This is a genomic window from Marinomonas rhizomae (genome assembly GCF_024397855.1).
GTDB lineage: Bacteria > Pseudomonadota > Gammaproteobacteria > Pseudomonadales > Marinomonadaceae > Marinomonas > Marinomonas rhizomae_A.
The window spans coordinates 2,881,107-2,903,656 of record NZ_CP073343.1; the positions used below are offsets into that span (position 1 = coordinate 2,881,107).

At 44.3% G+C, this 22,550-nt stretch carries 27 protein-coding genes; 7 read left to right on the top strand and 20 right to left on the bottom strand.

The features are described 5' to 3' along the window. Window positions 1–34: 34 nt before the first annotated feature. The 8 genes from KDW99_RS13630 to KDW99_RS13665 all read right to left on the bottom strand — a co-directional run bounded on the left by KDW99_RS13630 (window position 35) and on the right by KDW99_RS13665 (window position 6,457). Window positions 35–679, bottom strand: a complete 645-nt coding sequence (locus KDW99_RS13630) for a class I SAM-dependent methyltransferase (protein ID WP_255825456.1) — start codon at window positions 677–679, stop codon at window positions 35–37. 61 nt (window positions 680–740) lie between these two features. Continuing rightward, a complete protein-coding gene (locus KDW99_RS13635) occupies window positions 741–944 on the bottom strand; it encodes a hypothetical protein (RefSeq protein WP_255825458.1) in 204 nt (67 codons plus the stop codon). Window positions 945–1,002: 58 nt separating this feature from the next. Further along, on the bottom strand, window positions 1,003–1,572 hold the full coding sequence (locus KDW99_RS13640) for a glutathione S-transferase family protein (protein WP_255825460.1): 570 nt from the start codon (window positions 1,570–1,572) through the stop codon (window positions 1,003–1,005). Window positions 1,573–1,635: 63 nt separating this feature from the next. Next, window positions 1,636–1,887: a hypothetical protein gene (locus KDW99_RS13645; protein ID WP_255825462.1), complete on the bottom strand. Its 252-nt coding sequence runs from the start codon at window positions 1,885–1,887 to the stop codon at window positions 1,636–1,638. Window positions 1,888–2,220: 333 nt separating this feature from the next. Continuing rightward, window positions 2,221–2,604 carry a DUF7668 domain-containing protein gene (locus tag KDW99_RS13650; protein WP_255825464.1) on the bottom strand — a complete coding sequence of 128 codons (384 nt, stop codon included), beginning with the start codon at window positions 2,602–2,604 and terminating at the stop codon, window positions 2,221–2,223. A 122-nt stretch (window positions 2,605–2,726) separates the two neighbouring features. Next, window positions 2,727–3,302 carry a hypothetical protein gene (locus tag KDW99_RS13655; protein WP_255825466.1) on the bottom strand — a complete coding sequence of 192 codons (576 nt, stop codon included), beginning with the start codon at window positions 3,300–3,302 and terminating at the stop codon, window positions 2,727–2,729. Between the two features lie 155 nt (window positions 3,303–3,457). Then, window positions 3,458–3,898 (bottom strand): hypothetical protein, encoded by a 441-nt coding sequence (locus KDW99_RS13660; RefSeq protein ID WP_255825468.1) that lies wholly within the window; start codon window positions 3,896–3,898, stop codon window positions 3,458–3,460. Window positions 3,899–4,819: 921 nt separating this feature from the next. Next, on the bottom strand, window positions 4,820–6,457 hold the full coding sequence (locus KDW99_RS13665) for an NAD+ synthase (RefSeq protein WP_255825470.1): 1,638 nt from the start codon (window positions 6,455–6,457) through the stop codon (window positions 4,820–4,822). 73 nt (window positions 6,458–6,530) lie between these two features. On the opposite strand from KDW99_RS13665, the gene KDW99_RS13670 reads away from it, so the two are divergent. Beyond that, window positions 6,531–6,791 carry a PP0621 family protein gene (locus tag KDW99_RS13670; protein WP_255825472.1) on the top strand — a complete coding sequence of 87 codons (261 nt, stop codon included), beginning with the start codon at window positions 6,531–6,533 and terminating at the stop codon, window positions 6,789–6,791. Here KDW99_RS13670 and KDW99_RS13675 read toward each other — a convergent pair. The 5 genes from KDW99_RS13675 to KDW99_RS13695 form a co-directional block, all read right to left on the bottom strand. Further along, on the bottom strand, window positions 6,775–7,227 hold the full coding sequence (locus KDW99_RS13675; protein WP_255825474.1) for a hypothetical protein: 453 nt from the start codon (window positions 7,225–7,227) through the stop codon (window positions 6,775–6,777). The two genes, KDW99_RS13670 and KDW99_RS13675, sit on opposite strands and share 17 nt — an antisense overlap. A gap of 55 nt (window positions 7,228–7,282) precedes the next feature. Continuing rightward, window positions 7,283–8,164: a type II secretion system protein gene (locus KDW99_RS13680; RefSeq protein WP_255825476.1), complete on the bottom strand. Its 882-nt coding sequence runs from the start codon at window positions 8,162–8,164 to the stop codon at window positions 7,283–7,285. Continuing rightward, window positions 8,161–8,538 (bottom strand): hypothetical protein, encoded by a 378-nt coding sequence (locus tag KDW99_RS13685; protein ID WP_255825478.1) that lies wholly within the window; start codon window positions 8,536–8,538, stop codon window positions 8,161–8,163. Before KDW99_RS13685 ends, KDW99_RS13680 begins: the two co-directional genes overlap by 4 nt. Beyond that, window positions 8,529–9,071, bottom strand: coding sequence for a GspH/FimT family pseudopilin (locus KDW99_RS13690; RefSeq protein ID WP_255825480.1), 543 nt, complete (start codon window positions 9,069–9,071; stop codon window positions 8,529–8,531). Before KDW99_RS13690 ends, KDW99_RS13685 begins: the two co-directional genes overlap by 10 nt. Window positions 9,072–9,158: 87 nt before the next feature. Beyond that, window positions 9,159–10,052, bottom strand: coding sequence for an alpha/beta hydrolase (locus KDW99_RS13695; protein ID WP_255825482.1), 894 nt, complete (start codon window positions 10,050–10,052; stop codon window positions 9,159–9,161). Between the two features lie 294 nt (window positions 10,053–10,346). On the opposite strand from KDW99_RS13695, the gene pabB reads away from it, so the two are divergent. The 3 genes from pabB (at window position 10,347) to KDW99_RS13710 (ending at window position 13,293) form a co-directional block, all read left to right on the top strand. Beyond that, window positions 10,347–11,771 carry an aminodeoxychorismate synthase component I gene (gene pabB, locus KDW99_RS13700; RefSeq protein WP_255825484.1) on the top strand — a complete coding sequence of 475 codons (1,425 nt, stop codon included), beginning with the start codon at window positions 10,347–10,349 and terminating at the stop codon, window positions 11,769–11,771. Between the two features lie 8 nt (window positions 11,772–11,779). Then, on the top strand, window positions 11,780–12,430 hold the full coding sequence (locus KDW99_RS13705) for an NUDIX hydrolase (RefSeq protein ID WP_255825485.1): 651 nt from the start codon (window positions 11,780–11,782) through the stop codon (window positions 12,428–12,430). 128 nt (window positions 12,431–12,558) lie between these two features. Continuing rightward, the gene (locus tag KDW99_RS13710) at window positions 12,559–13,293 is read left to right on the top strand and encodes a phosphoadenylyl-sulfate reductase (RefSeq protein WP_255825487.1); all 735 of its coding nucleotides are present in this window, start codon (window positions 12,559–12,561) and stop codon (window positions 13,291–13,293) included. Window positions 13,294–13,339: 46 nt separating this feature from the next. Here KDW99_RS13710 and KDW99_RS13715 read toward each other — a convergent pair whose 3' ends face one another. Further along, window positions 13,340–13,645: a LysR family transcriptional regulator gene (locus KDW99_RS13715; RefSeq protein WP_255825489.1), complete on the bottom strand. Its 306-nt coding sequence runs from the start codon at window positions 13,643–13,645 to the stop codon at window positions 13,340–13,342. 111 nt (window positions 13,646–13,756) lie between these two features. Between KDW99_RS13715 and KDW99_RS13720 the strand changes: the two genes are divergently transcribed. Next, window positions 13,757–15,103, top strand: coding sequence for an anti-phage deoxyguanosine triphosphatase (locus tag KDW99_RS13720; RefSeq protein WP_255825491.1), 1,347 nt, complete (start codon window positions 13,757–13,759; stop codon window positions 15,101–15,103). 1,126 nt (window positions 15,104–16,229) lie between these two features. On the opposite strand, the gene KDW99_RS13725 is transcribed toward KDW99_RS13720, so the two are convergent. From KDW99_RS13725 to KDW99_RS13740, 4 genes are all read right to left on the bottom strand, one after another. Beyond that, window positions 16,230–16,712: a MazG-related protein gene (locus KDW99_RS13725; protein WP_255825493.1), complete on the bottom strand. Its 483-nt coding sequence runs from the start codon at window positions 16,710–16,712 to the stop codon at window positions 16,230–16,232. Window positions 16,713–16,767: 55 nt separating this feature from the next. Then, a complete protein-coding gene (locus KDW99_RS13730) occupies window positions 16,768–17,466 on the bottom strand; it encodes a DUF4145 domain-containing protein (protein WP_255825495.1) in 699 nt (232 codons plus the stop codon). 634 nt (window positions 17,467–18,100) lie between these two features. Further along, on the bottom strand, window positions 18,101–18,541 hold the full coding sequence (locus KDW99_RS13735; RefSeq protein WP_255825497.1) for a helix-turn-helix domain-containing protein: 441 nt from the start codon (window positions 18,539–18,541) through the stop codon (window positions 18,101–18,103). Window positions 18,542–18,551: 10 nt separating this feature from the next. Further along, a complete protein-coding gene (locus tag KDW99_RS13740; RefSeq protein ID WP_255825499.1) occupies window positions 18,552–18,893 on the bottom strand; it encodes a hypothetical protein in 342 nt (113 codons plus the stop codon). A gap of 44 nt (window positions 18,894–18,937) precedes the next feature. On the opposite strand from KDW99_RS13740, the gene KDW99_RS13745 reads away from it, so the two are divergent. Beyond that, the gene (locus KDW99_RS13745; RefSeq protein WP_255825501.1) at window positions 18,938–19,075 is read left to right on the top strand and encodes a hypothetical protein; all 138 of its coding nucleotides are present in this window, start codon (window positions 18,938–18,940) and stop codon (window positions 19,073–19,075) included. Between the two features lie 12 nt (window positions 19,076–19,087). Here the strand turns inward: KDW99_RS13745 and KDW99_RS13750 are convergent, their stop codons facing one another. Further along, window positions 19,088–20,467 carry an MATE family efflux transporter gene (locus KDW99_RS13750; protein WP_255825503.1) on the bottom strand — a complete coding sequence of 460 codons (1,380 nt, stop codon included), beginning with the start codon at window positions 20,465–20,467 and terminating at the stop codon, window positions 19,088–19,090. 124 nt (window positions 20,468–20,591) lie between these two features. On the opposite strand from KDW99_RS13750, the gene KDW99_RS13755 reads away from it, so the two are divergent. Beyond that, on the top strand, window positions 20,592–21,488 hold the full coding sequence (locus KDW99_RS13755) for a LysR family transcriptional regulator (protein WP_255825505.1): 897 nt from the start codon (window positions 20,592–20,594) through the stop codon (window positions 21,486–21,488). Between the two features lie 468 nt (window positions 21,489–21,956). Here KDW99_RS13755 and dcd read toward each other — a convergent pair whose 3' ends face one another. Then, window positions 21,957–22,544, bottom strand: coding sequence for a dCTP deaminase (dcd, locus tag KDW99_RS13760; protein WP_255825507.1), 588 nt, complete (start codon window positions 22,542–22,544; stop codon window positions 21,957–21,959). Between the last annotated feature and the right edge of the window lie 6 nt (window positions 22,545–22,550).

A 22,550-nucleotide genomic window follows, 5' to 3' on the forward strand; every position in this document is an offset into this window, starting at 1 on the left:
CCTAACGCTAAGTTGAGTAGCTAAAACTTAGGCACTAAAGCCATAGCGCCGACCGTTGAAGACCTACTTGAACACCTTGTTCTCTTCGTTTCACCGCGACCACAGAATAAGTAGGCCAATGCTTCACTCTACCTAATAAGGTTTTGGCTTTCTCATCACGCTCAAAAAACCTGACTATTTCAAAATCTGAGAACAGGGCCTTTACATCTGATTCAGACAAAGGCGATGTCGGACTACGGTAGTTTTTAGCCCAGCTATCTTTCAGGCCCATGAAGTCACCAGCAAATACTCCACCAACTTCAATTGAGGATTTAATGCTGCTCCAAGTCGTATCAAAGTAATTTGGGTCAGCAAAAAACAAACTTGAGTTTGCGATAACAACACCAGATTTAGGGTAATCAAAACACTCAAACGAAGACTCTGATATTTGCACTAACGACTTTGAAGCAAACCTATCTCGACAAATGGCTACAGATTCAGGATTACTATCAAAACCATAAACTTGAAAACCCTGCTGCTCTAGATACTGAATATCACTACCTGCCCCACAACCGCAATCTGTGGCCACTTTAAGGTTTGACTCATTAAGTCGAGCCGCAAGCTCAGTACGTTTTAAGTGAGGGCGAGATAATGCTTTTTCATAATACTGAAGCCAGACATCCTTGTTTTCATCCATCATTTTCTAATTTTCCATAGAAGGCATAACACTTAGATCAGCAGCCAAAACAAAGGCGCTAGAACTATAGCGCCGACCGTTGAAGACCTACTTGAACACCTTGCTCTCTTCGTTTCACCGCGACTACAGAATACGTATGCCAATGCTTCACTCTACCCAATGAGGTTTTGGCTTTCCCATCACGCTCAAAAAACCTGACTATTTCAAAATCTGAGAACAGGGCCTTTACATCTGATTCAGACAAAGGCTGCGAAGTCCAAACCGCCATGCGTTGAGAATCCACTTGAGTTGTTTGTTATGCTTGTGGTTCTGAAACCACGACATTTTCATTTGCCCTTATGTACATCAAGTGCTGGTCGTAAAAGTCGTTTCCCGCACAACCATGTTGTAACGCTTTTTTTATAGATTGAAGCTACAAATATATCGGCTACGCTAAAGATATTACCAACTGCAAATCCTGATTCACAGCAGATCGATGTACTTAACTTTTCTAGGCATCGCATAATCCAATTCCCCCGAAGTTCGCGCTTTGATGTTTCATCTAACTCCGGACGCATGAATCTTAATACTGTTCTATTTTGGGGAGAGTGAATACTGGAATTTACGTACTCACAAACCCTGCGGATGTGCGTTTTTTCATTAAGATTTTTGCCAAATAAACCCGGATTAGGAAAGCGTTCTTCCAAATATTCAATAATTGCCATTGATTCAGAAAATACCGAACCATCGACACTAAGAGATGGGACATAACCGAAAGGATTTATATCTAGGTATGTTGTCGATAGTTCATCAGAGCTGATCTCAATTCTATCGTAACCTATACCCTTAAAATTGAGGACCCACTCCACTCTTTCAGAGCTATTAGAACCTTTTGCGCTATAAAGCGATACTTCCATATACTCCCCCCAAAAGTATAACGCTTCAAGCTGCGGCACGAAGCGTCCGGTAGCCTTGACTTGTTAGGCAGACTGGACATTTTTATGCCTGTAACAATAAGCGCCCTCTGTAATAAACTCTTCATTCTTTATCGCTGCATTCAGCATTCTTAGTAATGAAAACTGCAACTGGTGTCTAAGTGTATTGTTGCAAGGGCATTCGTCTTGATGATCGACTCTCTCCCAGGCATTATTATTTCCTTTGTAAATCCAACCAACATTGGTGCCAGCACCGTCAACAATGTTAGTTGAATAAGAGACAACTAACCCAGACACCGAAATATATCCTTCTTCATTAACCGATACATGTATTCCCTTTTCATAAAATGTACTCCTCTTGCGCCTCCACTATTTTTACCAAGCCATCGATCTCAAAAACAAAGTAACCATGCCTTTTCAGTGCCTCACCAACAAAAACCATATCAAAAGGTTCATCGGTGTAAAATGCTTACCAAGACACCCACATTAAATATTGATCACGCACACTTAACTTTGATTCGAACAAAATAATTAGCTCTTCAAACATAAATTGAATGTTCAAAAATTCGTTATCAATGGCCACATAGCGTCCCACTGCCTTGGTTGATTAGGCGCTGGGACTCGAATGTGCTACGGAACATAGATAAGCCCCACTGTAAGTTGTGGTTTACCGTTCTGCTCACTCATACGGCCCGTCAGAACAAGATCACTATAGCCTTCATTCTCGGTATATAGGTCAATTAAAACTTCCCAATACGATCCCATCCAATGAGCGCAAGATGTGCCCCATGTTGTCTCCGGAAGCTCCACCAACACTTCGCCATATTCCCGGACATATTCCCGGTTCTGTGAGGCAATATCAGTGTCAACCGGCTCAACTCCAGGCACTCCCCGAGACAGCTCAAAATCTCCTTTGGCAAATGCCTTTACCACCTCTTGAAAGATAGATCGCCAGCTGCCCGCAATTGGGTGGGCAACACCTTCATCTTTGATAGCAAATGGTTCTGTGCTCATTCGCATTGATCGCCTAACGTTTTGCATAAAGGACAGCTACTTGTTGGCTAAACTCGCGCGAAGCGCCAGCCAACGAGTAGATGTCCGCACGAACACTGTGAGGTTTAATGCATTTGTTATGTTTAATTTGTGTCTTGATACGCACTGAATTTAATAAGTTCATCATCTGTATCAAATAGATAAGTTAAAACTACACCTTTAGGGCCATAGTAAAAATAGATGTAACGGCCATCAGGATTTTTGTCGATATTATCTGGTTCACCCAAGCACTCTAAAATGAATTTATTCGACTGTCCTTCTTTAAAGCTGCTAACCGATTTTGGACATTCAGCCTTTTGAGATGCACTGCTCATTGGTTCAATTTGAAAGTCTGCTGCTCCTAAGCCCGCCTCTTTAAATGTGATTAGATACTGAGTTTGAGAGTTCTGTTTTTTAACAATCCACATTTCCCTCCAAGAGCGGGATCCTGTTTCTCCAACTGGCTGCTGAATAACAAACTTTAGTAAATTAGGAGCTTCAATAGATTCTCCGACTAACTGCTCCAAGCCTTCAGTAGCATCCGAGATTAATTTTGCATTTGCAAGCGAACCTTCTTTCGCCACTCCCGGCTTGATTTGAGACACAGATGTAAGCTCGCCGGTTGATTGGCATCCTGCTAAAAGCGCTAAAATCATTGGTAACGCTATTAAGTACTTCATTTTAATTTCCTTATTTAACTACGTAGAGCTGATTAAACATAACGAGCCTGTAGAATTTCTAATTCAAGAAAAACAGCATCAACGCCGCCTACATGCCAGCATTTGCTGGCATGTAGGCGCGAGGCGCCGGAATGGCGGTCAAATGACTGGCTTTGTTATGAGCCATTAGCTGATTTAAGCGTCGATATTTTTTTATTGAGCAGGCTTTTAAGCTTTTCCAATTTCTCAGACTTACCATCCAGCTGCTTCAATAGTTGAGGATTTTTACCACCTTGAGTTTTCTCGACAAGAATAGAAACCTCGTGTTCGTCCCCTTCGACTCTTTCTTTTAATTCTTTTATCTCCACCTTCAGCCGTTGAGCGGCAATTTCATCTTTATTTGCCCATTGATTAAAGGCGGATGCGGCATAGATAGCAAACAGCACCCCAAGACCGATGACGCCTAGACCAACACCACCACCTGACTCATACATTACAGAGCCACAATATGGGCATAAATGCTGAATCCGCTTTCTAAGGAAAAAACCTCCCTTTAAATGCCATAGCCTAGGGGTACATTTTTTACCACATTTATTACAGTCAATTCTTTCGTCCATGCTCAATTTCTCTATAGCTCATAACAGTTTAATAGTGCGCATGCGCGTTTAGTCTTTATCCACAGCGGGGTATTTCTGCTACCGATATCCTTAGTCATTGATATTATTAGACTTTCTTGCTTAACGCCAGTACAAAACACGCAACTCTGTGATTATTTATTAGGCAAACCGTTCCAATAATGGATCATTTAAAAAATAAACTGTATATGCACACATAAATTGTGCTTTAACTTTCATCCAAAAATGAAGTCGGCTCAACTTCAAAGAGAATGCATCTTAGTCTATAAGACCTTGATTCCCGCCTTCGCGGGCACTTGTCCCCTTGTGGGGAATGACGTATCTATGCAGGAGACTTAGTGGGAATAATGAAGGCTTCGCTTTCAACGGCACTCTTATGTTACAGAAAGCGGTCTTACCTCCCTCATCCGCCCTACGACTGGCATTACGGTATCGGATATAAATTTGCAGACGATTGGCTACGAAGAAGTCAGTTCGACGCGACGGAGTTGCGCGACTTTATGGAGCTTCAGAGTTATTGTTTGACCATCTACCTCCCACCGAATGAACAATCCATGCCTTACAATAAAAGTCGTCTTGCTAAACGCTGCCTTAAACAAAGCAAATGAGACGTTTGGGCGATAGCCCGACAAAGAGACCTTTTGGTTACTTTTATGGATCTGGATAAAAGTTACCCGCTCAGCAGAGCGGAATAAAGGTCGGGAATACAAAGCGTTTGAATGGAAACCAAAGAGCAACCCCATCCTAACCTTCCCCTTGAAGAAAGGGGAAGGAACTAGCCCGCTCAGCAGAGCGGAATAAAGGTCGGGAATACAAAGCGTTTGAAAGGAAACCAAAGAAAACGCCTTCTCTTTTTTCAAAGAGAAGGCGCAAAAACACGTTTTGAAAGCTTTTTTAAAAGCGCTACTCCCCGATGTGCCAACCATTGGTAATCGGGTAACGACGATCTCGTCCAAAACCTCGAGCAGTAATACGAACACCGGTTGGTGCTTGGCGACGTTTGTATTCGTTGACGTCGACAAGTCGAAGTACGCGATACACAGTGTCGCGGTCGAATTTCTTAGTCGCTAGGATAGCGTCTGCGCTTTGATCTTCTTCGATGTACATACGTAAGATCTCATCGAGGATGTCGTAGCTTGGCAAGGAATCTTCGTCTTTTTGATCTGGAGCGAGTTCAGCGGAAGGTGGACGCGTGATAACGCGTTCAGGAATCACGTAGCCCAAGGTATTGCGGTAGCGGCAAAGTTTGAAGACGAGTGTTTTGAAGACGTCTTTTAAAACGGAATAACCACCAACCATGTCGCCATAAAGTGTGGCATAACCCACAGCCATTTCACTCTTGTTGCCTGTGGTTAGTACCATGTAGCCTTTCTTGTTAGAAATCGCCATTAGGGTCACGCCACGAGTACGCGCTTGTAGGTTTTCTTCGGTAGTGTCTTTGGCGTAGCCTTCGAATTCTGGGGCTAGTACGTCGGTAAAGGCCGATACCATGGATTCAATCGGCAAGACGCTGTATTTCACGCCTAACAAATTGGCTTCTTCTTCGGCGTCGTGCAAGCTGATAGAAGACGTATAAGTGTAAGGCATCATGATAGCTTGAACACGATCTGCGCCGATGGCATCTACTGCGACAGCCAAAGACAAGGCTGAGTCGATTCCGCCACTCAAACCCAGCACAATGCCTTTAAAACGGTTTTTAGTAATGTAGTCACGCAAGCCAAGCACCATGGCTTGGTAAACGCTGGCTTCTACATCCAATGTTTGCGCTATGACACCAGCCACAGGCTCAACTTTGTTTGGTTGGCTTTCGTCAACGATCATGTCGATACAGAACAGACCGGCTTCAAACCAAGGCGCTTGCATGATTTTTTCGCCTTTTGCGTTAACCACAAACGAGCCGCCTTCGTAGACTAATTCGTCCTGCGCGCCCATGTAGTTCACATAGACAATGGGTAATGTCGATTCGGTCGCACGCTGGTGAAGCAATTCTTCGCGCTCACCCATTTTTTCAATGTGGTAAGGCGAGGCGTTCAAGTTAAGAATCAGTTCTGCCCCAGCCGCTTTGGCTTGGGCAATCGGCTCTGGGTGCCAGATATCTTCACAAATACTTAAGCCAACGGTAACACCTTTGATATCCACAAGACCCGCTTCGCGGCCTTCGCTAAAGTAACGCTTGTCATCAAACACAAGGAAGTTAGGCAGTTTCTGCTTGGCGTATTCCACCAGCAAGTCACCTTGGTAAATCACGCCAGCGCAGTTAAACAGTTCGCCATCGATTCGACGAGGATAACCAACGACCACGTAAATATCGCGAATCTCGGCCAATAATTTTGCCAAGGCAGATTCGATACGCTGATCCAAACTGGAACGTAGCAGTAGGTCTTCTGGTGGATAGCCAGTTAAGGTTAATTCAGGAAAAACCACCACATCCGCGCGTTCTTCATCACGGGCTTTGTTCGCCGCATCAATAACGGATTGAGTGTTTTTTGTGATGTCTCCGACCAGCATATCCAGCTGGGCCATTGCAATTCGTAATGTCATACAGTTGCTATCTCGTGAACTCTGTTAGAATATGCCCGTTATTGTCTGGAATAACCCAAGCTAGGTAAAGTATATGATCGTACGTTTGATCGTTTTTGTTGCTATTTTCTTTATTGGTTGGTGGTTGTACCGCCAATTTGTCGCTTTTAAACGCAGTCAGTCGCCTGCGAAAGCTAAAAAACAGGATTCAACCAAAAAGGATGAGTCCCAAGAAAGTATGGTTCGCTGTGAAGAATGCAAAACCTTCATGCCGCGTTCTCATGCAATCCATGACCAAGAAGCGCGTGCATTTTGCAGTGCGGAACATTTAAAAGCCTTCAATCAGAAACACTAACCCAACCGTTTGACAGTAACCTGTCTTCTCGCCACCACCAGCATCGATACTCTTGCTGGTTTTGCGTGGCGCAGAGTCGGTAGAAGGTTTTTGTATTGTCAGCGTCGTCTGGCAAAGACTCGTAACTTTCCCAGCGATAATGCACAAGTTGCTTGGCTTTTTGCCATGTCTTTTCCTGAATAGGTTTGCCCAGATCGCAAAAGCCAATACATTCGCTCGCTATGGCCGATGCAAAACCTGGAGACGCAACTAAGTTTTGATGAAAATCCGTCCAAATTTTCTGATCTAATTCCACTTCATTCACTTGGCCACGCCATTTATAGGATGCCTTGAGTCTTTCTTGAAAATGCATCGACAAGCTAGACATCGCCAATAGCAAAGCAATAATGGGCAAAGACACCCAAGCCCGTTGCGCATGAAATAAAAAAGCAGCCATTTTATTTATCCCTTAACACTTTTATCTCATCCTTGAGACTGTAAAAGCAGCGATCTTATAAGGCGATTATTTGATTACCGACACTTTGGCAAGGTGAATAATAGTGCCATTTCTCACCGCGCATAGAGTGATATTCTTCCAGAAACTCGGCATCACGAGCGACTTGGCAATCACTTAATCGATATTGATATTCGACCCATAAACCACGCAGATTTTTTAAGGGAAAGCGCCCATATTGAGTGTCTAGTGTGTCCACCAAACCATCTTGGTTATTATCCAACATAGGGAAAATCGCCATACGCTCTATACCATTCCACAGCTCTAGCGAGTTACCGCTTTCTTCTGGTGTTCGCCATAATGCGTTTGAGCCATCTTTGCCTTGAGATACGTACCAATAAAACCCGTCTTCACTTTCTAAAATGCCAGACTGACCAACAGCAAGATCATCGGCTAATTTAATTTGGCTCTTTCTGCTAGAAACACTCAGCACCTGACCTTTATAGTGCGACTCACAAGATGAGAAATTGGCTTTATCACCGGCTTTCCAGTGACACGCCATGGAGGTTTCCATCGGGTTACTCCTGACAGTAACTGAGCTACGACACAAACCGTGATCGACACCCTGTAGCCAATCTGAATATTTATCAACGATACGAGTGACCAGCCGCATTGGCGGAGACATACCCGATTCAATGGTCAAATATAACGACTCATCAATCGCACAACTGGCAGGCAATAGCCGCGACCACTGGGCTTTAAAATGCGCATCAATAGCGGCCTTTATGGTGTGTTGATCTTGATAGATTTGCGCCAAAAGGTGACGCTCTTGCATGCGCGCAATAGCAATTACCAGAAACGGTAAAAACACCGCAATCAAACCACAAACCACCAGCAATTCAATCAACAAGCTGCCTTTTAGATAACGTCGCTGATTCATCGTGAGCCCTCTTCATTCAAGGTTAAGACCGTTGACTCAGACAAAGAATGTTGAGAGGCATGGAACCAATTTTTAAGTTCATTGCCGCTGCATGCCTGACAATCAGGGTACACGTCGTTAGGCGAATTCTGGGCATCAAGCCAAGCGACTGATCCGGTCAACTGCGCCATTGCTGCTTGCTTCTGTTGATTTTCATCAAGCTGTCGTTGCGCTTCCGCTTGCTGAAGCGATTGCCATTGTACAGTGCTCTGACGTTGCAAAACCAACAGCACTACAGCAAATAACGCCAAACACAGCACCACTTCGAGCATGATCCAGCCTTTTGATCTTGGCTGAGACAATTTTTTTATTAACCGCTGCCTATTCATCCGCATCGCTCTTCACCTGCTCCTTGTGAGTCATAGTCCTTTGAATCAATACCTTGTGGATTAGTAAGGTAAAAACGACCGCTTTGATTAAGAATCAAATCTGCTTGCCAAGCCCCCAAGCAAAATTCAAAGGTGCCATTTTGGTAACCAGACAAGCCATTAGGTCGAAATTCTATTTGCTGTTTTTTAACCGGAAAACCTCGCCAAGATACTGCTAGCTCATGATCAAACGCGATCTGGCGATAGTGTTTTTCAACATCGCTATCTGGCTCAATTTGATAAAGGGTAAAGCCTGAAGACCATCCGCCATCGCAACTCAAACCGCCACACAAAAAGCTGGTTTGACCACTAATTACCGCCAATTGCCGAGCTTGCGTAAGCGCATCTGCCAGACGCTTCATGTCATTTTTGAGGGTGTTTTTATCTTTGGTTTTTTGGCTGACGCTGAGAAATTGCGCCGAGCCTGCGTGGGCTAAAATGCTCAAGATGGCCAGAACACAAAGCAGTTCCAGCAGAGAGAAACCGTATTGACGGTTCATTGAAAACCTCCTTGTTTTATATTAAACAACACTGAACAGAACAGACATCCATGCCCGTTCCGCTTAATTTATCCTAACCGCTCTAGACTATACGGTCGTGAACCATTTGTTAATATGATTCGCAATTTGTCTCGGTTTTTGAAAGGGCAATGAATGATCACATGCACTCATGGTTTTATGTTGCCAAGCCGTGTTTTGCTCACTCAACAAATCGTAATGTTGGCGCAAGGCTTCGTGACTTAATTTTCCAGAGAACAAAAACACCTGCTCAGACGCTTCTATCATGGCCTGACGAATATGAGGTTCCTCCGCCATTAACGCCACATGGTCTGTCACCGCATCCAAAGCATAAGCAAAACCAAAAGGTCGGTGAGCGAGTCGAGATTGAGTGGTGGCTTCCGCAACCGGATGTTTGCGGCGGTTCGGTGATACGCCATCCATAAAACTCGCTACGCCTAGTTCCACATCGCCCGTATCTCGAATCAACTTCGACGCATGGCGATATTTTTGGCGTACATCCATCAAGTTGGATAAGTCTTCACGATCCAAAGATGCTGGCTCTAATAACGCCATTTTCACTTTCTTTTTGCCTTGCAAGCTACGCTGATAATTGAGATTCAACGCCACCAGACCGCCTAATGAGTAGGCAACCAAATCAAAGTCGTCCCATTTAACATGGGTTAGCAACGCCTCAACTTCCTCGGTCAATTCGGCAATCGACACTGCGCCCTCTTCACCGTGATGATGAAACTCGCCCTTTTCGCCATGACAATGAAAAGAGTCGCCCATGCCCTTTAGATCTGGCACCAGCATCCAACGCCATTGGGTAAAATACGGCAACATCGGGGAAAAAGTGATTTCACCAGCCACACCAGCACCATGCAATAACAGGCAGGCTCGGTCGCTTTGTGCTTCTGGGTTTTCGTAAAGGCGATAGGCAATACGAGCATTGGGTAAAGAAAGAAAAAATATGTCTGACACTTGTAATTAACCTGTGAGAACCTTTATTAAAAGAATACAATGTTTGCACTTACTCGCACTCTACACACAAACGTATATTAGAGACCTTTGCACGATGTTACGAGCGAAAACAAGACGAGGCAAAAAAAATAGACGAGAAAGCAGACACCTACATGGATGTAGGTATTAGAGCGACGCAGGATGCCAAAGCCGAGTTTATAGGTTATAAATGAGCATTTCGAGTCTATTTTTAACAAAGTATTGGCAAGCGCAGTAGTCGTGCAAAGGTCTCTATTACTAGGTATTGATAAAAAAATGTCAGAAATCAAACAAGTAAATCTCCCGTATCAGGCGTCGTTACTGTCTTTCTTTTCTGCTGTACGAGACTTACCCTATCCGGCTTTACTCGACAGTAACCACGAACACTTCCCCGATACCAACTTCGACATTTTAGTTGCCAACCCACTCGCTCGCATTCATCCTGCTCACAATAACCAGCCCATTACTTGGTACACAACACCGCTTTATGATCTAAGCATTACTGACAATCTAATGACCTTGCTGAATGAGTTAATGAGCCTTATCTGCCAAGAACCTTGGGCAAAATCGGCGCCAAAAGACTTGCCCTTCGTTGGCGGCTTACTCGGCTATTACGGTTACGAAAGCGGCCACTTTGTTGAGCAATTGCCGGACACAGTTGAACACGACATTCAGTTAGACACATTGAGCATTGGGCTTTATGGCTGGGCAGTGGTGACTTGTCACAAGGAAAAAACCACCCAATTGATTATTTCACCTTGGTGCCCTTCCGAAGACGTTGCTGATCTAATCAATCGCTTCACCAGCGCCTGTGATGATGTGCTGGTAAAACATGATTTAAACGAAGCGCAGCCTTTTAGCCTAGAAGCGCCCTTTACTTCAAACATGACAGAAGCGGAATACGCGCAGAAATTTTCATCGGTTCAAGATTACATTCAGTCTGGTGATTGTTATCAGGTCAACTTGGCACAGCGTTTTTCCACTCGTTATCAAGGCGATACCTTCACGGCGTATCACGCTTTACGGGACGCTTGCCCAACGCCGTTTTCTGCGTATATGGAATTCTCACCAGAACAAAGTTTATTGAGTCATTCGCCGGAGCGTTTCCTTTTATGCGATCAAGGGCGAGTAGAATCTAAACCAATCAAAGGCACGGTCGCGCGGGGCAAAACACCAGACGAGGACAAAGCCAATGCAGATTGGTTATTAGCGTCAGAAAAAGATCGCGCAGAAAACCTGATGATTGTCGATTTGCTACGCAACGATTTAGGGCGAACCTGTTTAACCGGCAGTATCAAAGTTCCTAAGCTGTTTGCCTTAGAAACTTATGCCAATGTCCATCACTTAGTTTCCACGGTAGAAGGTCGCATTGATCAGCCCGACCAAGCGATTCGAGTGTTCCATCAAAGCTTCCCCGGCGGTTCTATTACTGGCGCGCCTAAAATTCGCTCCATGGAAATTATCGATGAGCTCGAACCTCATGAACGTTCAGCCTATTGCGGTTCTATCGCTTACTTCAGTGCAAACGGTCAAATGGATTCCAGTATCACTATCCGCACACTGGTTGCCGACCATGGTAACTTGCATTGTTGGGCCGGCGGGGGATTGGTCGCGGATTCGAAATGTCAGGAAGAATACCAAGAAACCTTTACCAAAGTGGGCAAATTAACCCATACTCTAGAACAAGACTTTTTGAAATAGGCCGTATCATGTCTGACATTGAGCACTTTTTAAATGCTCCTCCCATTGACCTGAGCTTGGATGATATTCGCGCTGCATTAGACAGAGAACCTTACGCGCAACAAATCCATAACCCAGATGAGGAAATGTTCCCTAGTGGTTATGATTTAAAATACCGATCTGCGGCAGTGCTCATCCCTATTTGGCGAGAGCCGGAGGATGGTGAGTTATATGTACTTCTCACCCAACGTGCGCTTCATATGCGCAATCATCCAGGGCAAATTGCCTTCCCCGGCGGCAAACATGACCCAGATGATGCAAGTATTCAATACACTGCTCTGCGTGAAACCTTGGAAGAAGTTGGACTGTCACCAGACTGTTTCGATCTCTTAGGCGAACTGGGCGAATATTGCACAATTTCAGGCTATTGCATCAAACCCATTGTCGCTGAAATGACACGCAGAAGTGAACTAAGCCTGTGTGAAGAAGAAGTTAAATCTGTCCATTGGGTGCCTTTGCGACACTTACTGACACCACAAAATTACCGTTTTAGACAAAAAAAGCTCGATACCATAGAGCGTGGTTACTTTGAAATCGACTATGAAGAAATCCGTATTTGGGGCGTCACCGCCGGCATACTCTACGGACTTTATCAAACGCTGGCCAGACACATTCGTTAACGGTTTTTAGGTTTTTTATCCATTACCTTTATTAAGCATTATAAGGATAGTGTTCTTTCGTCTTTTATTTCGTTGGCACAAATTGATAAGGTACAGCTAACGTAACTTAGATCACGGTAAACTTTCCTATGCCAGCATTTGATTTAGCGTCTTTTATTGCTAACAACAAAGAAGACGAAGCTCAAAAAATCATCCATAACGCGATGAAAGAATTCGACAACATTGCCATCTCTTTTAGCGGTGCGGAAGATGTTGTTCTAATTGACATGGCAGTCAAAGCAAAAAAAGACATTCACGTATTTTCTCTGGACACGGGTCGTCTTCATGCCGAAACCTACCGTTTCATGGAGCAAGTGCGCAAACACTACAATATTAAGATCGATATCCTTTCTCCTGACCGTGAAGCACTCGAAAACTTCATTCGTGAAAAAGGCTTGTTTAGCTTTTTTGAAGATGGTCACAAAGAATGCTGCGGCATCCGCAAAGTACAGCCACTTAAACGTAAGCTGGCAACATTAGATGCGTGGATAACCGGACAACGCAAAGACCAAAGCCCTGGCACCCGTAACGTGCTCGCTTTTGCAGAAAAAGACGGTGCCTTTAGTACCGATGAAAAAGACTTATTTAAATTCAATCCATTGGCTAATTGGTCTTCTGAAGACGTGTGGAACTACATCAAAATGTTTGATGTTCCCTACAATGAACTGCATTTGAAAGGCTTTACCAGCATCGGCTGCGAACCTTGCACACGCCCTATTTTACCAAACCAACACGAACGTGAAGGCCGCTGGTGGTGGGAAGAGTCCGAACACAAGGAGTGTGGTCTGCACGTTGCCAACCTCATACCAACCTCACCTCAATAAACGCGACTTTCTTTAAATCCAAAATAAAAGTGTCTGATACCTATGATTAGGCACTTTTAATGGCTTGGAACACGTCATTCGATTTACTTTCCAAGTGACTTTGCCAGGAAACAATAAACCCCTCGTAACAGGCTTCCAGCTCTTTTATGTGCTGCAGTAGAACTTCACCCGCGGGTGTCATGTCCGTTACTCGACCATGTCGAACCAGTAAGGGCTCGCCCAAGTCACGCTCCAGTTTTTGAATATGTTGGCTAACCGCAGGTTGAGTCAAACCCAACTGCTTCGCAGTTTTAGTAAAACTTCCTGTTTCAACCAACGACCTAAAGGTAATGAGATGTTGTGTATTAAGCATAAAGATTCCTTATAGTTGGTTACATTATGCCCAATGCCAATTTTACGAACATTGACCTATATCGTGTTTTCATGAAAGACTCAAAGTTATTAACCTAAGTGGATTAAGTGCATGACAACCGAACAAGACACAATGCGACCTTGGCACGAAAGACAATCCGGCCATCAAGAATCCCGCGACAACGATTACCGCACTCCTTACCAACGCGACCGAGCTAGAATCATCCACAGCGCCGCCTTTCGTCGACTACAATCCAAAACTCAAATCCTCGCCATTAGACAAAACGACTATAGCCGTACACGCTTAACACACTCTCTAGAAGTCGCCCAAATTGGCAACGGCATTGTTCATCAGCTTAAATTTAGCTCCCCAGCTGACGCCGACTTTCAGCCTTGGCTCGCTGACGATGCTTTAATTGAAACCGTTTGCCTAAGCCACGACATCGGCCACCCGCCTTTTGGTCATGGCGGTGAAGTGGCTCTAAACTATATGATGCAAAATTATGGCGGCTTTGAAGGCAACGCACAGTCACTAAGAATACTCGGCAAACGCGGGTCTTACTCGCCCATCTATGGCATGGACGTCACCCGTCGTACTTTATTGGGGATTTTAAAATACCCCGTCTTGCACGCCAGCGTGGTTGGTAAATACCCAGAAAAACCAGCCAACTTCCGCCAATTCAAAGCGTCTAACTGGGCGCCACCAAAATGCGTCTACCAAGAAGAACAAGACTTACTAAACTGGATCATCGAGCCCTTTAGTCAAGCCGACAAAAGCTTATTACAAGAAGTAAACCAAACCGAACCAGACGGCCACGCCAAAGCTAAACACGCCAGCTTCGACACCAGCATCATGGACCTCGCTGACGACATCGCCTACGGCGTACACGACCTAGAAGACGCCATCGTCCTCGGCATGGTCACCAAAGACATGTGGCTCGAACACCTAGAACCAAAACTCGCCGCCTTGGCTTCACCCTTTTTAGCTGAAAACCTAAACGACATTCGAACCCAACTGTTCAGCCGCCAAAGCCACCTTCGTAAAGAAGCCATCGGCAGCTTAGTCAGCTGGTTCATCACCTCTTGTCGAGTAATCGAAAAGCAGCAATTTGAACATCCGCTATTACGCTTCCAAGTCGGTTTACCAGAAGGTCAACGCCAAGCCTTAAACCTACTAAAACAATTTGAAATGCAGCACATTATCCAACGCCCAGAAGTGCAAATGCTCGTCTACAAAGGCCAGCAAATGCTATTGGAAATGTTCGAAGCCTACTCCGCCGACCCAAGCCGATTACTGCCAAGAGAAATCGCCAACGAATGGCAGAAAAGCCAAGAGCGGGGAGAAAATGGACTGCGCATCATCTGCGACTACATGGCCTCCATGACCGACGACTACGCCAGCCGCATGTACAATAAATTGTTTGTTCCGAGCTTAGGCTCGGTGTTTGAGCCAATGTAACAAGGGCTTTGTCCCTTCCCCTTCCTTCAAGGGGAAGGCTAGGATGAGGTTGTTTTTGGTTCCATTCAAACACTTTGTATTCCCAACCTTTATTCCGCTCTGCTGAGCGGGTAACTTTAGCCCTCTGTTTAATTCAGAAAAGCACAAAAGTAACCAAAAGGTCTCTTTATCGGGCTATCGCCCAAACGTCTCATTTATTTTGGTTAAGGTTATGTCCAGCAACACGAGTTATTTCGAAAGGCATAGATTGTTTTTGGTGGTATTAGAAGGGCTTTCCGTTAATGACTCTGAAACGCCATAAGGTCGCGCAACTTCGTCGCGTCGAACAGACTTCCTCTGGATTGCAATGATGGAAAACAAAGACGTAGGGCGACATGAGGGAGGTACGACCGTGATGCGCCGATGAAAGCGAAACTTTCATGTGTTGATAGCTCGTCGAATATTGAAGGAAACGTCTACAAATCACCAAGTCCCTTCCCCTTTTGTCTTCAAAGGGAAGGCGGAGGATGGGGTTAATCCCTTCTTTGGGTCCTCACTAAACCTTTTAGAATCATATGGATCTAAAATTAACGCGTCTTGGCTTGTCTTTTCGACAAGCTGTTCAAGAACAACAGTTCTGCCGAAAATATCTGAGGTTACGATGGCTTTCATGAGGCTTTTGCGTGGTAATGCCGCATTAATGCGTTAGCGACGCTTGGCTATACTTTAGCAAAACGAAAACACCAAGCTTTGCGAACCACCTTGTTATGCATTAAAACTTCAACGACAAGATCAAACAATTAGCTACACCAAAATATTACTGCCCCAGTGCTTCTTTTCGCTCACGCTCATATTCATCATATGATTTATTAACGTTTTCCATACACTCATCATATTGAGAAAGTGGAAGTTTAGAGCACTCGAATCTGTTACTAGTTTGAATGCCTTCATAAGCCCCTCGATACGTGCAGCCAGCTATAATGAGGACAATTAGGATTAAGAATTTCACTTTCATTATTTCATCCCAGTTTTCATGTGCATAGCGTCCAATTTGGTAGTGAACAACCCACTGATCAAGCCGCTACATACCACCTTAACCATTAAAACCAACGCATAGTAAAGTGCCGAATCACTCTTGAACAATTTGTTATGGCGCTGGGTTTTCAGTCAGTTCCTGTATGTCGATTAAATCCACCACTCTGTTCAGTAAGCGCTTGTACTTTATTAACTCGCCTTTGGGGATTACTGGCACTTCGACATTTTGATAACACATTGAAACCGAGTTAGAAAAGTCAATTTCTAACTTGTGCCATAAACCATCAAGAGTCGATTGAATTCTAGTTCCTTTAGACAAACCAACTTCGATTTTTTGAGAATGGTAGATTAATTGGAAATACTCTAAATCCCAGCCGTATTCCACGTAATGAGTTAAAGGTTTGGAGACATATGAACCAACCTTTGCTAACAGTTTTTCAGCATCGCTATTGTGGATATACAAATCAATGTCTGCAACTGCTCGGCTACCACCGTAAATTGTTGCAGCCAAGCCACCAACAATTTGATAGTCAATTCGCTCTGATTCCAAGATCCCCTTAAACCAAATCAATGCTTCTTTTACTCTATCGCTCATCCTGAGTACCTAGTTAATTTGATCGTGCGCCATAACGCCCAAAGCATCGGCGCGTTTACGCGTCCGACTGCCTTTGCTTGTTATGAGTTTTTCGCACCATCTCAGCTTTTCGCTCCAAATCTATGCGAGCTTCATATAAATGAGTTAGCAGTGATTCCAACAAATCAATTGAGAGGCTTAACGTGTGTTTGTCGGTAGCATTCAAGCGATGCGCAGCATCATCACCGATAAACTTTAAGCCGTTAAGACCATCAATGATGCTATCTGGTATATTTTGAGAGTCTTTTAACTTTTCAATTTTTTTTGTTAACCCCCAAGCAGCTTTGTCATCTATTCCTTCAATGACGCATATACCTTCAAGTAATGCTCGAACTCCCATAGCAGTGACAATTTCAAGGCCCTGCTGAAAAGCAGTAATGATTTCTTTGTATGAATCATTCAGCTTTTTATCTACATGATGAAATTTCTTAACTTCACGCTCGCCTAGATTTTTTCGTTTAGGGTGGTAGTTGTATGAGTAGATTTCATCACCATTGTGATCATGCATTCCAGAGCAAGTCCACCTCTCCTGTAACGTTGCAGAGTCGCATCCGCGGCAAACCAGGAAGCTAAACTTTGTTTCCTCGCAATAGCCCAGAAATCGTTGACCATGGTCTTCAAACTCTTCGTGATATGACTGATCATGAGTAGACTTGATGTTATGGTTTGTTTCACCTTTACAAGTATTACAGTAAATTTTTACTCTATCTGTCACTTCACTCTCCGTAACTCATAACAATTAAGGGTTATACGGCAGCGTAGCTGCGGTTATAACCCACTGTTGAACGGCTGCGTTGTCTATATAGGGGATTTGCTTTTTTCATGGTAGGACTTCCCTGTTATATAACTCGCTAAATACCAACGTTTGTCTGGACTACGCCGCTTCAGATCGTCTTTGATCGCCGCTATGTTGGTTCTTTGTTTGCCCTTTTGTAGCGCGATTTGACCCACGAGGCAAGCGATTCCCTCAGGCCTTATGATCTGATCTGTTTTTATACACCGATCTCACCGTGTGCTAACGCTAACTGCCATTGTCCCATGACAGTATGATACGAAGCACTTTTTAAAGCGTCATAACTAATCCTCCACTGTTGAGTGGAAGATTAAGTGTGGTTCTAAATAAGGGAATTGGGGAAATTAAGATAAGGCCCACGAAGCGACTTAGTTCAACGCCTCGCTCAGAGGCAAAACACGAACAATTGGTTTGGCTCTCGTATATTACAGAAAGCAGTCGTGCCTCCATTATCTCGCCCTACAAAAACCGATCTCTCAGCGTTTCTCTGAATTACAAGGCGGAATAAAGGTCAGGAATACAGAGCGTTCAAATGGAACCTCAATTCCACATCTAGCTAAACCGCGATCCCCCAGCGGTTGTCAATTTCTTCCAGTAATATTTCCTTTGCGGCTTGTTGGGCTTCTGCATCAGACAAAAGGTCTAGAAAGTAGCTGACGGAGTTTGTTTTCTCTAGTTTTTCCATAAATAGAGATCGAAGCGCAGCGTCTGTCGTTCGGGGGATTTCTGACTGGCCTTTTTCGTAACGCGCTATCGTTTGTTCTGATACACCAAAGCGGTGTCCGAGCATTTTTTGCGATAGGTTTAACTCTATGCGTAAAAACTTAAATTCAGCAGGACGAAGTATCATGTGACTGTCTGCGATTGTTTGCGCGATGGCGACATGTAAGTTATTCATATCATCAATGCTGGTGTAGTCTTCGCCGTCTATATTTTCAATGGTAAAACCGTTTTTTAGATAGACGTTAGGCAAGCCACATTCTGTATAGTGATACATAGTTTTACTCCTAATGAACCCAAACTGTGATGAGAATTGAAGTCGGGTTATCAGCATGGTTCTTAATGGCGACACTGAGTTCTATAATAGATCCAGCCGCCATTCCTTTTAAATTAAACTTCCAATCACCATTTAGCTCAAGATAAGGCCCTTCACGAAATACAGATCGCTTACTTTTAAGTAGCGCCAAAACCTGTCCCGTTGTCACACCACGTTCCAGCATTCTCTCTTTAATTTGCTTACTCCAGCGGATTCTATTGGTATGGTTTTCTGCTAGATCATTAATGATTTTTCGAGCTGTAAATTCACTGAGAGGAAACGCCACGGTTCCTTGTGGATTATTCTTTTTCATATTACTCATCCATTGAGTCAATACCTATCATATTGATAGGTAAAATGGCTTTTGTCAAGAAGTTACCCGCTCAGCTTTTCCCAGAATTAAAAGGCGGAATAAAGGCTGGGAATACAAAGCGTTTGAATGGAAACGAAGAAGCCAAATTTGAAGAACACCTTGAACAAAGTGTTCTTCACTAATAGGTTCAGAGATTACTGATAAGCGACCGATCTTGCTTCAATATCACTTTGTTGGTTATGCATTTTCATCAGACCTTTCAGGTTGATCAATAGCATCGGCAGTACGATCAATGCGAAGGTGATGTTGGATAGAGGAACAGCTAACCAAACACCATCGATGCCGAGGTATTTCGGTAAGATGAACAGGAATGGAATCTGTATCAACATGTTGCCAACGGAGACAAACAGGGCTTGTCCGCTTTTGCCAACGGCGACGAAGTAGATGGACGCCATGAATAAGAAGCCATCTAAAAACAGGGCCATTAAGTGCAGACGAATGCCATTTTTACTGGCTTCAAGCAGTGCATCGTTGCCTGTGGTAAAGATGCTGATAAAGAGTTCTGGAAAAATGTTAAACAGTATAACCAAGGCAATACCCGATCCAACGGTGACGGAAAAAGCCAGTTTTACGGTTTCGGTTATGCGCTTGTATTGCTTGGCGCCTAAGTAGTAACTCACCGGTGGCTGCAAGCCGCTGACTAAGCCTTCGGCGAAGAAGTAGTAGCAACTCGCTAAGTAGCCAACTATAGCGAAGGCGGCGAGTTGTGTGGTGTCTCCGTAGGCCATAAATTGCAGGTTATGAAACGCCATGACAAAGCTGAAGTAGATAAACATCACTAAATTTGACGCACCCAGTTGCACGATACGAATCGCAATGGCTTTATCAAGCTGTTTAATCGCCAGCTTGGTTTTGGCTTTTGAGGACGTAAAGTAACGTAGACACAGAATACAGGTCGCCAGTTGGGCAATTAGGGTGGCAATGGCTGCGCCTTTTAATCCCATCTCAAGGTGAGCTAAGAAAACATAGTCCAAGACAATGTTGGCGACGGCGCCAACGACAATGAACACTGTCGCAAGGTTTGGGCTGTCGTCGTTTCGGACCAGCATAGGCATGGCACTGGCACCAATCGAAATAAGCGCACCAAACGACATGGTCTGCACATAACTCCAGCTCATTTCTAGGGTGACGCCTGTCGCGCCTTGAATATTGAGCAGACTCTGTCCAAAGGCAATAAATACAACAGTAGCCAATAAGCCGATCAAAATGATCAAGAAAAGCGCCGTGACGAGTGTTGCTTGGGTACCATTTAGGTTATTCTCGCCTCGATATTTAGACAGCACACTGCCACCGCCCATTCCCACCAGCATACCAAAGCCCATGATTAGACCAAGCAAGGGAATGGCCATGTTGATGCCTGCAAGTCCGTCCGCACCAACAAAGTGGCCCACGAAGAAGCCGTCAATGATCTGATACAAACCACTAACTAACATAGCGACGATGGAAGGAATGGCAAAGCGCCAAAACGCGCCTGCGACGGATTGTGATGGTTGAACCTGTGGAGCGGCTTGCATAACTTAAATATCCAGAAAGTAAGAATGCAGGCATAATATATATAATTAAGATATAAGAAAGTTAGTTACCATCCGCTTATAGGATGGATTGAGCCATTATCTATGCCGCGAGAGTAACCATTTTATGAGCAAAGAAATGAATTGGACACTGGATCAGTTACTGGCGTTTGTTACCACCGCTGAGCTTGGTTCTTTTTCGGCTGCAGCAAGGCAATTACAAAAGGCCCAGTCTCGCATCAGCAGCGCCATCGCTAATTTAGAATTGGATTTAGGATTTGAGTTATTTGATCGCAGCTCTAAATTCCCCGTATTAACGCCACTGGGAAACGAGATGCTTCCCGAAGCGCGAGCCGTGCTTAACCAATGTTTACGCTTAGACTCACGTGCGTTATCAGCGGCAAACAAAGAACCTATTTCGTTACGCATCGCCCTAGATGAAGCCTTGCCACTGGAAACCATTCATTCCATTTTTTCACAAGTTGGCGATTTATTTCCTAATACGCATTTGGTTATTACTAACGGATCACAAGACGACATCGCCATAGCCATTGCCAATCAAAAAGCCGACATGGGCTTTATGATTAGCAACAGTGCCTTGCCACCAAAATTAACCATGCAGTCTTTGGGATATTTTAAAAAAATTCTGATTGTCGGTAAAAAGCACCCACTTGCTAAAGAAAATGTATTGAGTCTATCGCAACTACAGCAATACCGTCAGTTCGTGTTATGCAACCGTTCAGGAGAGAACCGCGAAAACGCCCTAAGTCCAGATCATTGGGATTTAGACAGTTACTATTTGATTTGTGAATTGGTCACGCAGAATCAAGGCTGGGCCATCGTGCCTGAGCATATTGCCAAAGCGCATTGGTTTTTTGAGCAAATAAAAATCGCCAAAAGCGATTTCTTAACAGATCAATTAATTGAAATAGGCATAGTGAAACGACTCGACAGCCCAAGCAATAAACTGACAGATTGGATCACTGAGAAAATGCGTCACTTAATGGATAATCACTCTATTTAGACAATAAAAGCTTTTAACCATGGTGTTTTTTGTCGCCCTGAAGGACGACCTACTTTAGAAAATGAAAGCATCACTTTCATCGGCATTTTTTTAAATTTAGAGCCGTTCCATTCATGACGCCTCATGAAAATCAGCCTCTATGATGAAGTAAGTTCGACGCGACGAAGTTGCGCGACCCTATGGAGTTTCAGGGTCATTGTTTGACAATCCATCTCTCACGAAATAAACAATCTATGCCTTACGATAAAAGTCGTCTTGCTAAATGTAACGTTAAACAGAGTGAAAGAGACGTTTGGGCGATAGCCCGATAAAAGATTTTTTGGTTACTTTTGCATCGATTGGCAAAAGTTACCCGCTCAGCAGAGCGGAACCAAGCTTGCAAACTAGGAATCGCTGAGAAGTAACTATTTGACCTTATAAAAACAAAAAAAGAGGCCGAGGCCTCTTTCTAGTCGATCTTAAAAAGATCTAGGATTTGTCACCTGAAATCCGGCTGCCAACCGCTGAGGTCTGGTCTTTATACTTAGCGTTATCCCGCTTGTTATAAGGACGATCCGCCGGCCCCGACATGGTTTCGAAGTTGATGGCGCCGATGGTCATGCCTGGGCTTAGGGCGATGGGCAGTTTGCCGCCGTTGAGGAATTCCAACACGATGCCGCCGCTCCAACCTGGGTCGATGCGGTGTGCGGTGACGTGAACCATTAAGCCAAGGCGTGCCAAGGAAGAACGTCCGTCGAGCCAGCCGACTAGGTTGTCTGGCACGGTGACGGATTCTTTGGTGACGCCAAGTACGAGTTCGCCCGGATGGATGAAGAAAGGTTTGCCGTCTTCGACAAGGATTTCTTCGCTCATCACAGATTCGATGACTTTGCTTAAGTCTGCTTTCGAGCTGCTTAGGTCAAGATAAGGCGCTGGGTGACCTTGAAAGACGCGAAACGAGTTGCCCAATCGTAGGTCAACAGATACGCCGCTGATAACGCTGTTATCTGGGCGGGGTTCGATGACAATGGAACCTTCGTCTAGGGCTTTAATAATATCTCGGTCACACAAACGCATTACTTT

What these genes read in the sequence shown, in the direction of transcription:
- KDW99_RS13735 (WP_255825497.1), bottom strand. Translation starts at nt 18,541, where the DNA reads ATGTATCACTATACAGAATGTGGCTTGCCTAACGTCTATCTAAAAAAC.
- KDW99_RS13750 (WP_255825503.1), bottom strand. Translation starts at nt 20,467, where the DNA reads ATGCAAGCCGCTCCACAGGTTCAACCATCACAATCCGTCGCAGGCGCG.
- KDW99_RS13640 (WP_255825460.1), bottom strand. Translation starts at nt 1,572, where the DNA reads ATGGAAGTATCGCTTTATAGCGCAAAAGGTTCTAATAGCTCTGAAAGA.
- KDW99_RS13710 (WP_255825487.1), top strand. Translation starts at nt 12,559, where the DNA reads ATGCCAGCATTTGATTTAGCGTCTTTTATTGCTAACAACAAAGAAGAC.
- KDW99_RS13740 (WP_255825499.1), bottom strand. Translation starts at nt 18,893, where the DNA reads ATGAAAAAGAATAATCCACAAGGAACCGTGGCGTTTCCTCTCAGTGAA.
- KDW99_RS13630 (WP_255825456.1), bottom strand. Translation starts at nt 679, where the DNA reads ATGATGGATGAAAACAAGGATGTCTGGCTTCAGTATTATGAAAAAGCA.
- KDW99_RS13725 (WP_255825493.1), bottom strand. Translation starts at nt 16,712, where the DNA reads ATGAGCGATAGAGTAAAAGAAGCATTGATTTGGTTTAAGGGGATCTTG.
- KDW99_RS13675 (WP_255825474.1), bottom strand. Translation starts at nt 7,227, where the DNA reads ATGGCTGCTTTTTTATTTCATGCGCAACGGGCTTGGGTGTCTTTGCCC.
- KDW99_RS13745 (WP_255825501.1), top strand. Translation starts at nt 18,938, where the DNA reads ATGGCTTTTGTCAAGAAGTTACCCGCTCAGCTTTTCCCAGAATTAAAA.
- KDW99_RS13755 (WP_255825505.1), top strand. Translation starts at nt 20,592, where the DNA reads ATGAGCAAAGAAATGAATTGGACACTGGATCAGTTACTGGCGTTTGTT.
- KDW99_RS13650 (WP_255825464.1), bottom strand. Translation starts at nt 2,604, where the DNA reads ATGAGCACAGAACCATTTGCTATCAAAGATGAAGGTGTTGCCCACCCA.
- KDW99_RS13635 (WP_255825458.1), bottom strand. Translation starts at nt 944, where the DNA reads ATGGCGGTTTGGACTTCGCAGCCTTTGTCTGAATCAGATGTAAAGGCC.
- KDW99_RS13665 (WP_255825470.1), bottom strand. Translation starts at nt 6,457, where the DNA reads ATGACATTACGAATTGCAATGGCCCAGCTGGATATGCTGGTCGGAGAC.
- KDW99_RS13685 (WP_255825478.1), bottom strand. Translation starts at nt 8,538, where the DNA reads ATGCGGATGAATAGGCAGCGGTTAATAAAAAAATTGTCTCAGCCAAGA.
- KDW99_RS13670 (WP_255825472.1), top strand. Translation starts at nt 6,531, where the DNA reads ATGATCGTACGTTTGATCGTTTTTGTTGCTATTTTCTTTATTGGTTGG.
- KDW99_RS13720 (WP_255825491.1), top strand. Translation starts at nt 13,757, where the DNA reads ATGACAACCGAACAAGACACAATGCGACCTTGGCACGAAAGACAATCC.
- KDW99_RS13655 (WP_255825466.1), bottom strand. Translation starts at nt 3,302, where the DNA reads ATGAAGTACTTAATAGCGTTACCAATGATTTTAGCGCTTTTAGCAGGA.
- KDW99_RS13660 (WP_255825468.1), bottom strand. Translation starts at nt 3,898, where the DNA reads ATGGACGAAAGAATTGACTGTAATAAATGTGGTAAAAAATGTACCCCT.
- KDW99_RS13715 (WP_255825489.1), bottom strand. Translation starts at nt 13,645, where the DNA reads ATGCTTAATACACAACATCTCATTACCTTTAGGTCGTTGGTTGAAACA.
- pabB (WP_255825484.1), top strand. Translation starts at nt 10,347, where the DNA reads ATGTCAGAAATCAAACAAGTAAATCTCCCGTATCAGGCGTCGTTACTG.
- KDW99_RS13705 (WP_255825485.1), top strand. Translation starts at nt 11,780, where the DNA reads ATGTCTGACATTGAGCACTTTTTAAATGCTCCTCCCATTGACCTGAGC.
- KDW99_RS13680 (WP_255825476.1), bottom strand. Translation starts at nt 8,164, where the DNA reads ATGAATCAGCGACGTTATCTAAAAGGCAGCTTGTTGATTGAATTGCTG.
- dcd (WP_255825507.1), bottom strand. Translation starts at nt 22,544, where the DNA reads ATGCGTTTGTGTGACCGAGATATTATTAAAGCCCTAGACGAAGGTTCC.
- KDW99_RS13690 (WP_255825480.1), bottom strand. Translation starts at nt 9,071, where the DNA reads ATGAACCGTCAATACGGTTTCTCTCTGCTGGAACTGCTTTGTGTTCTG.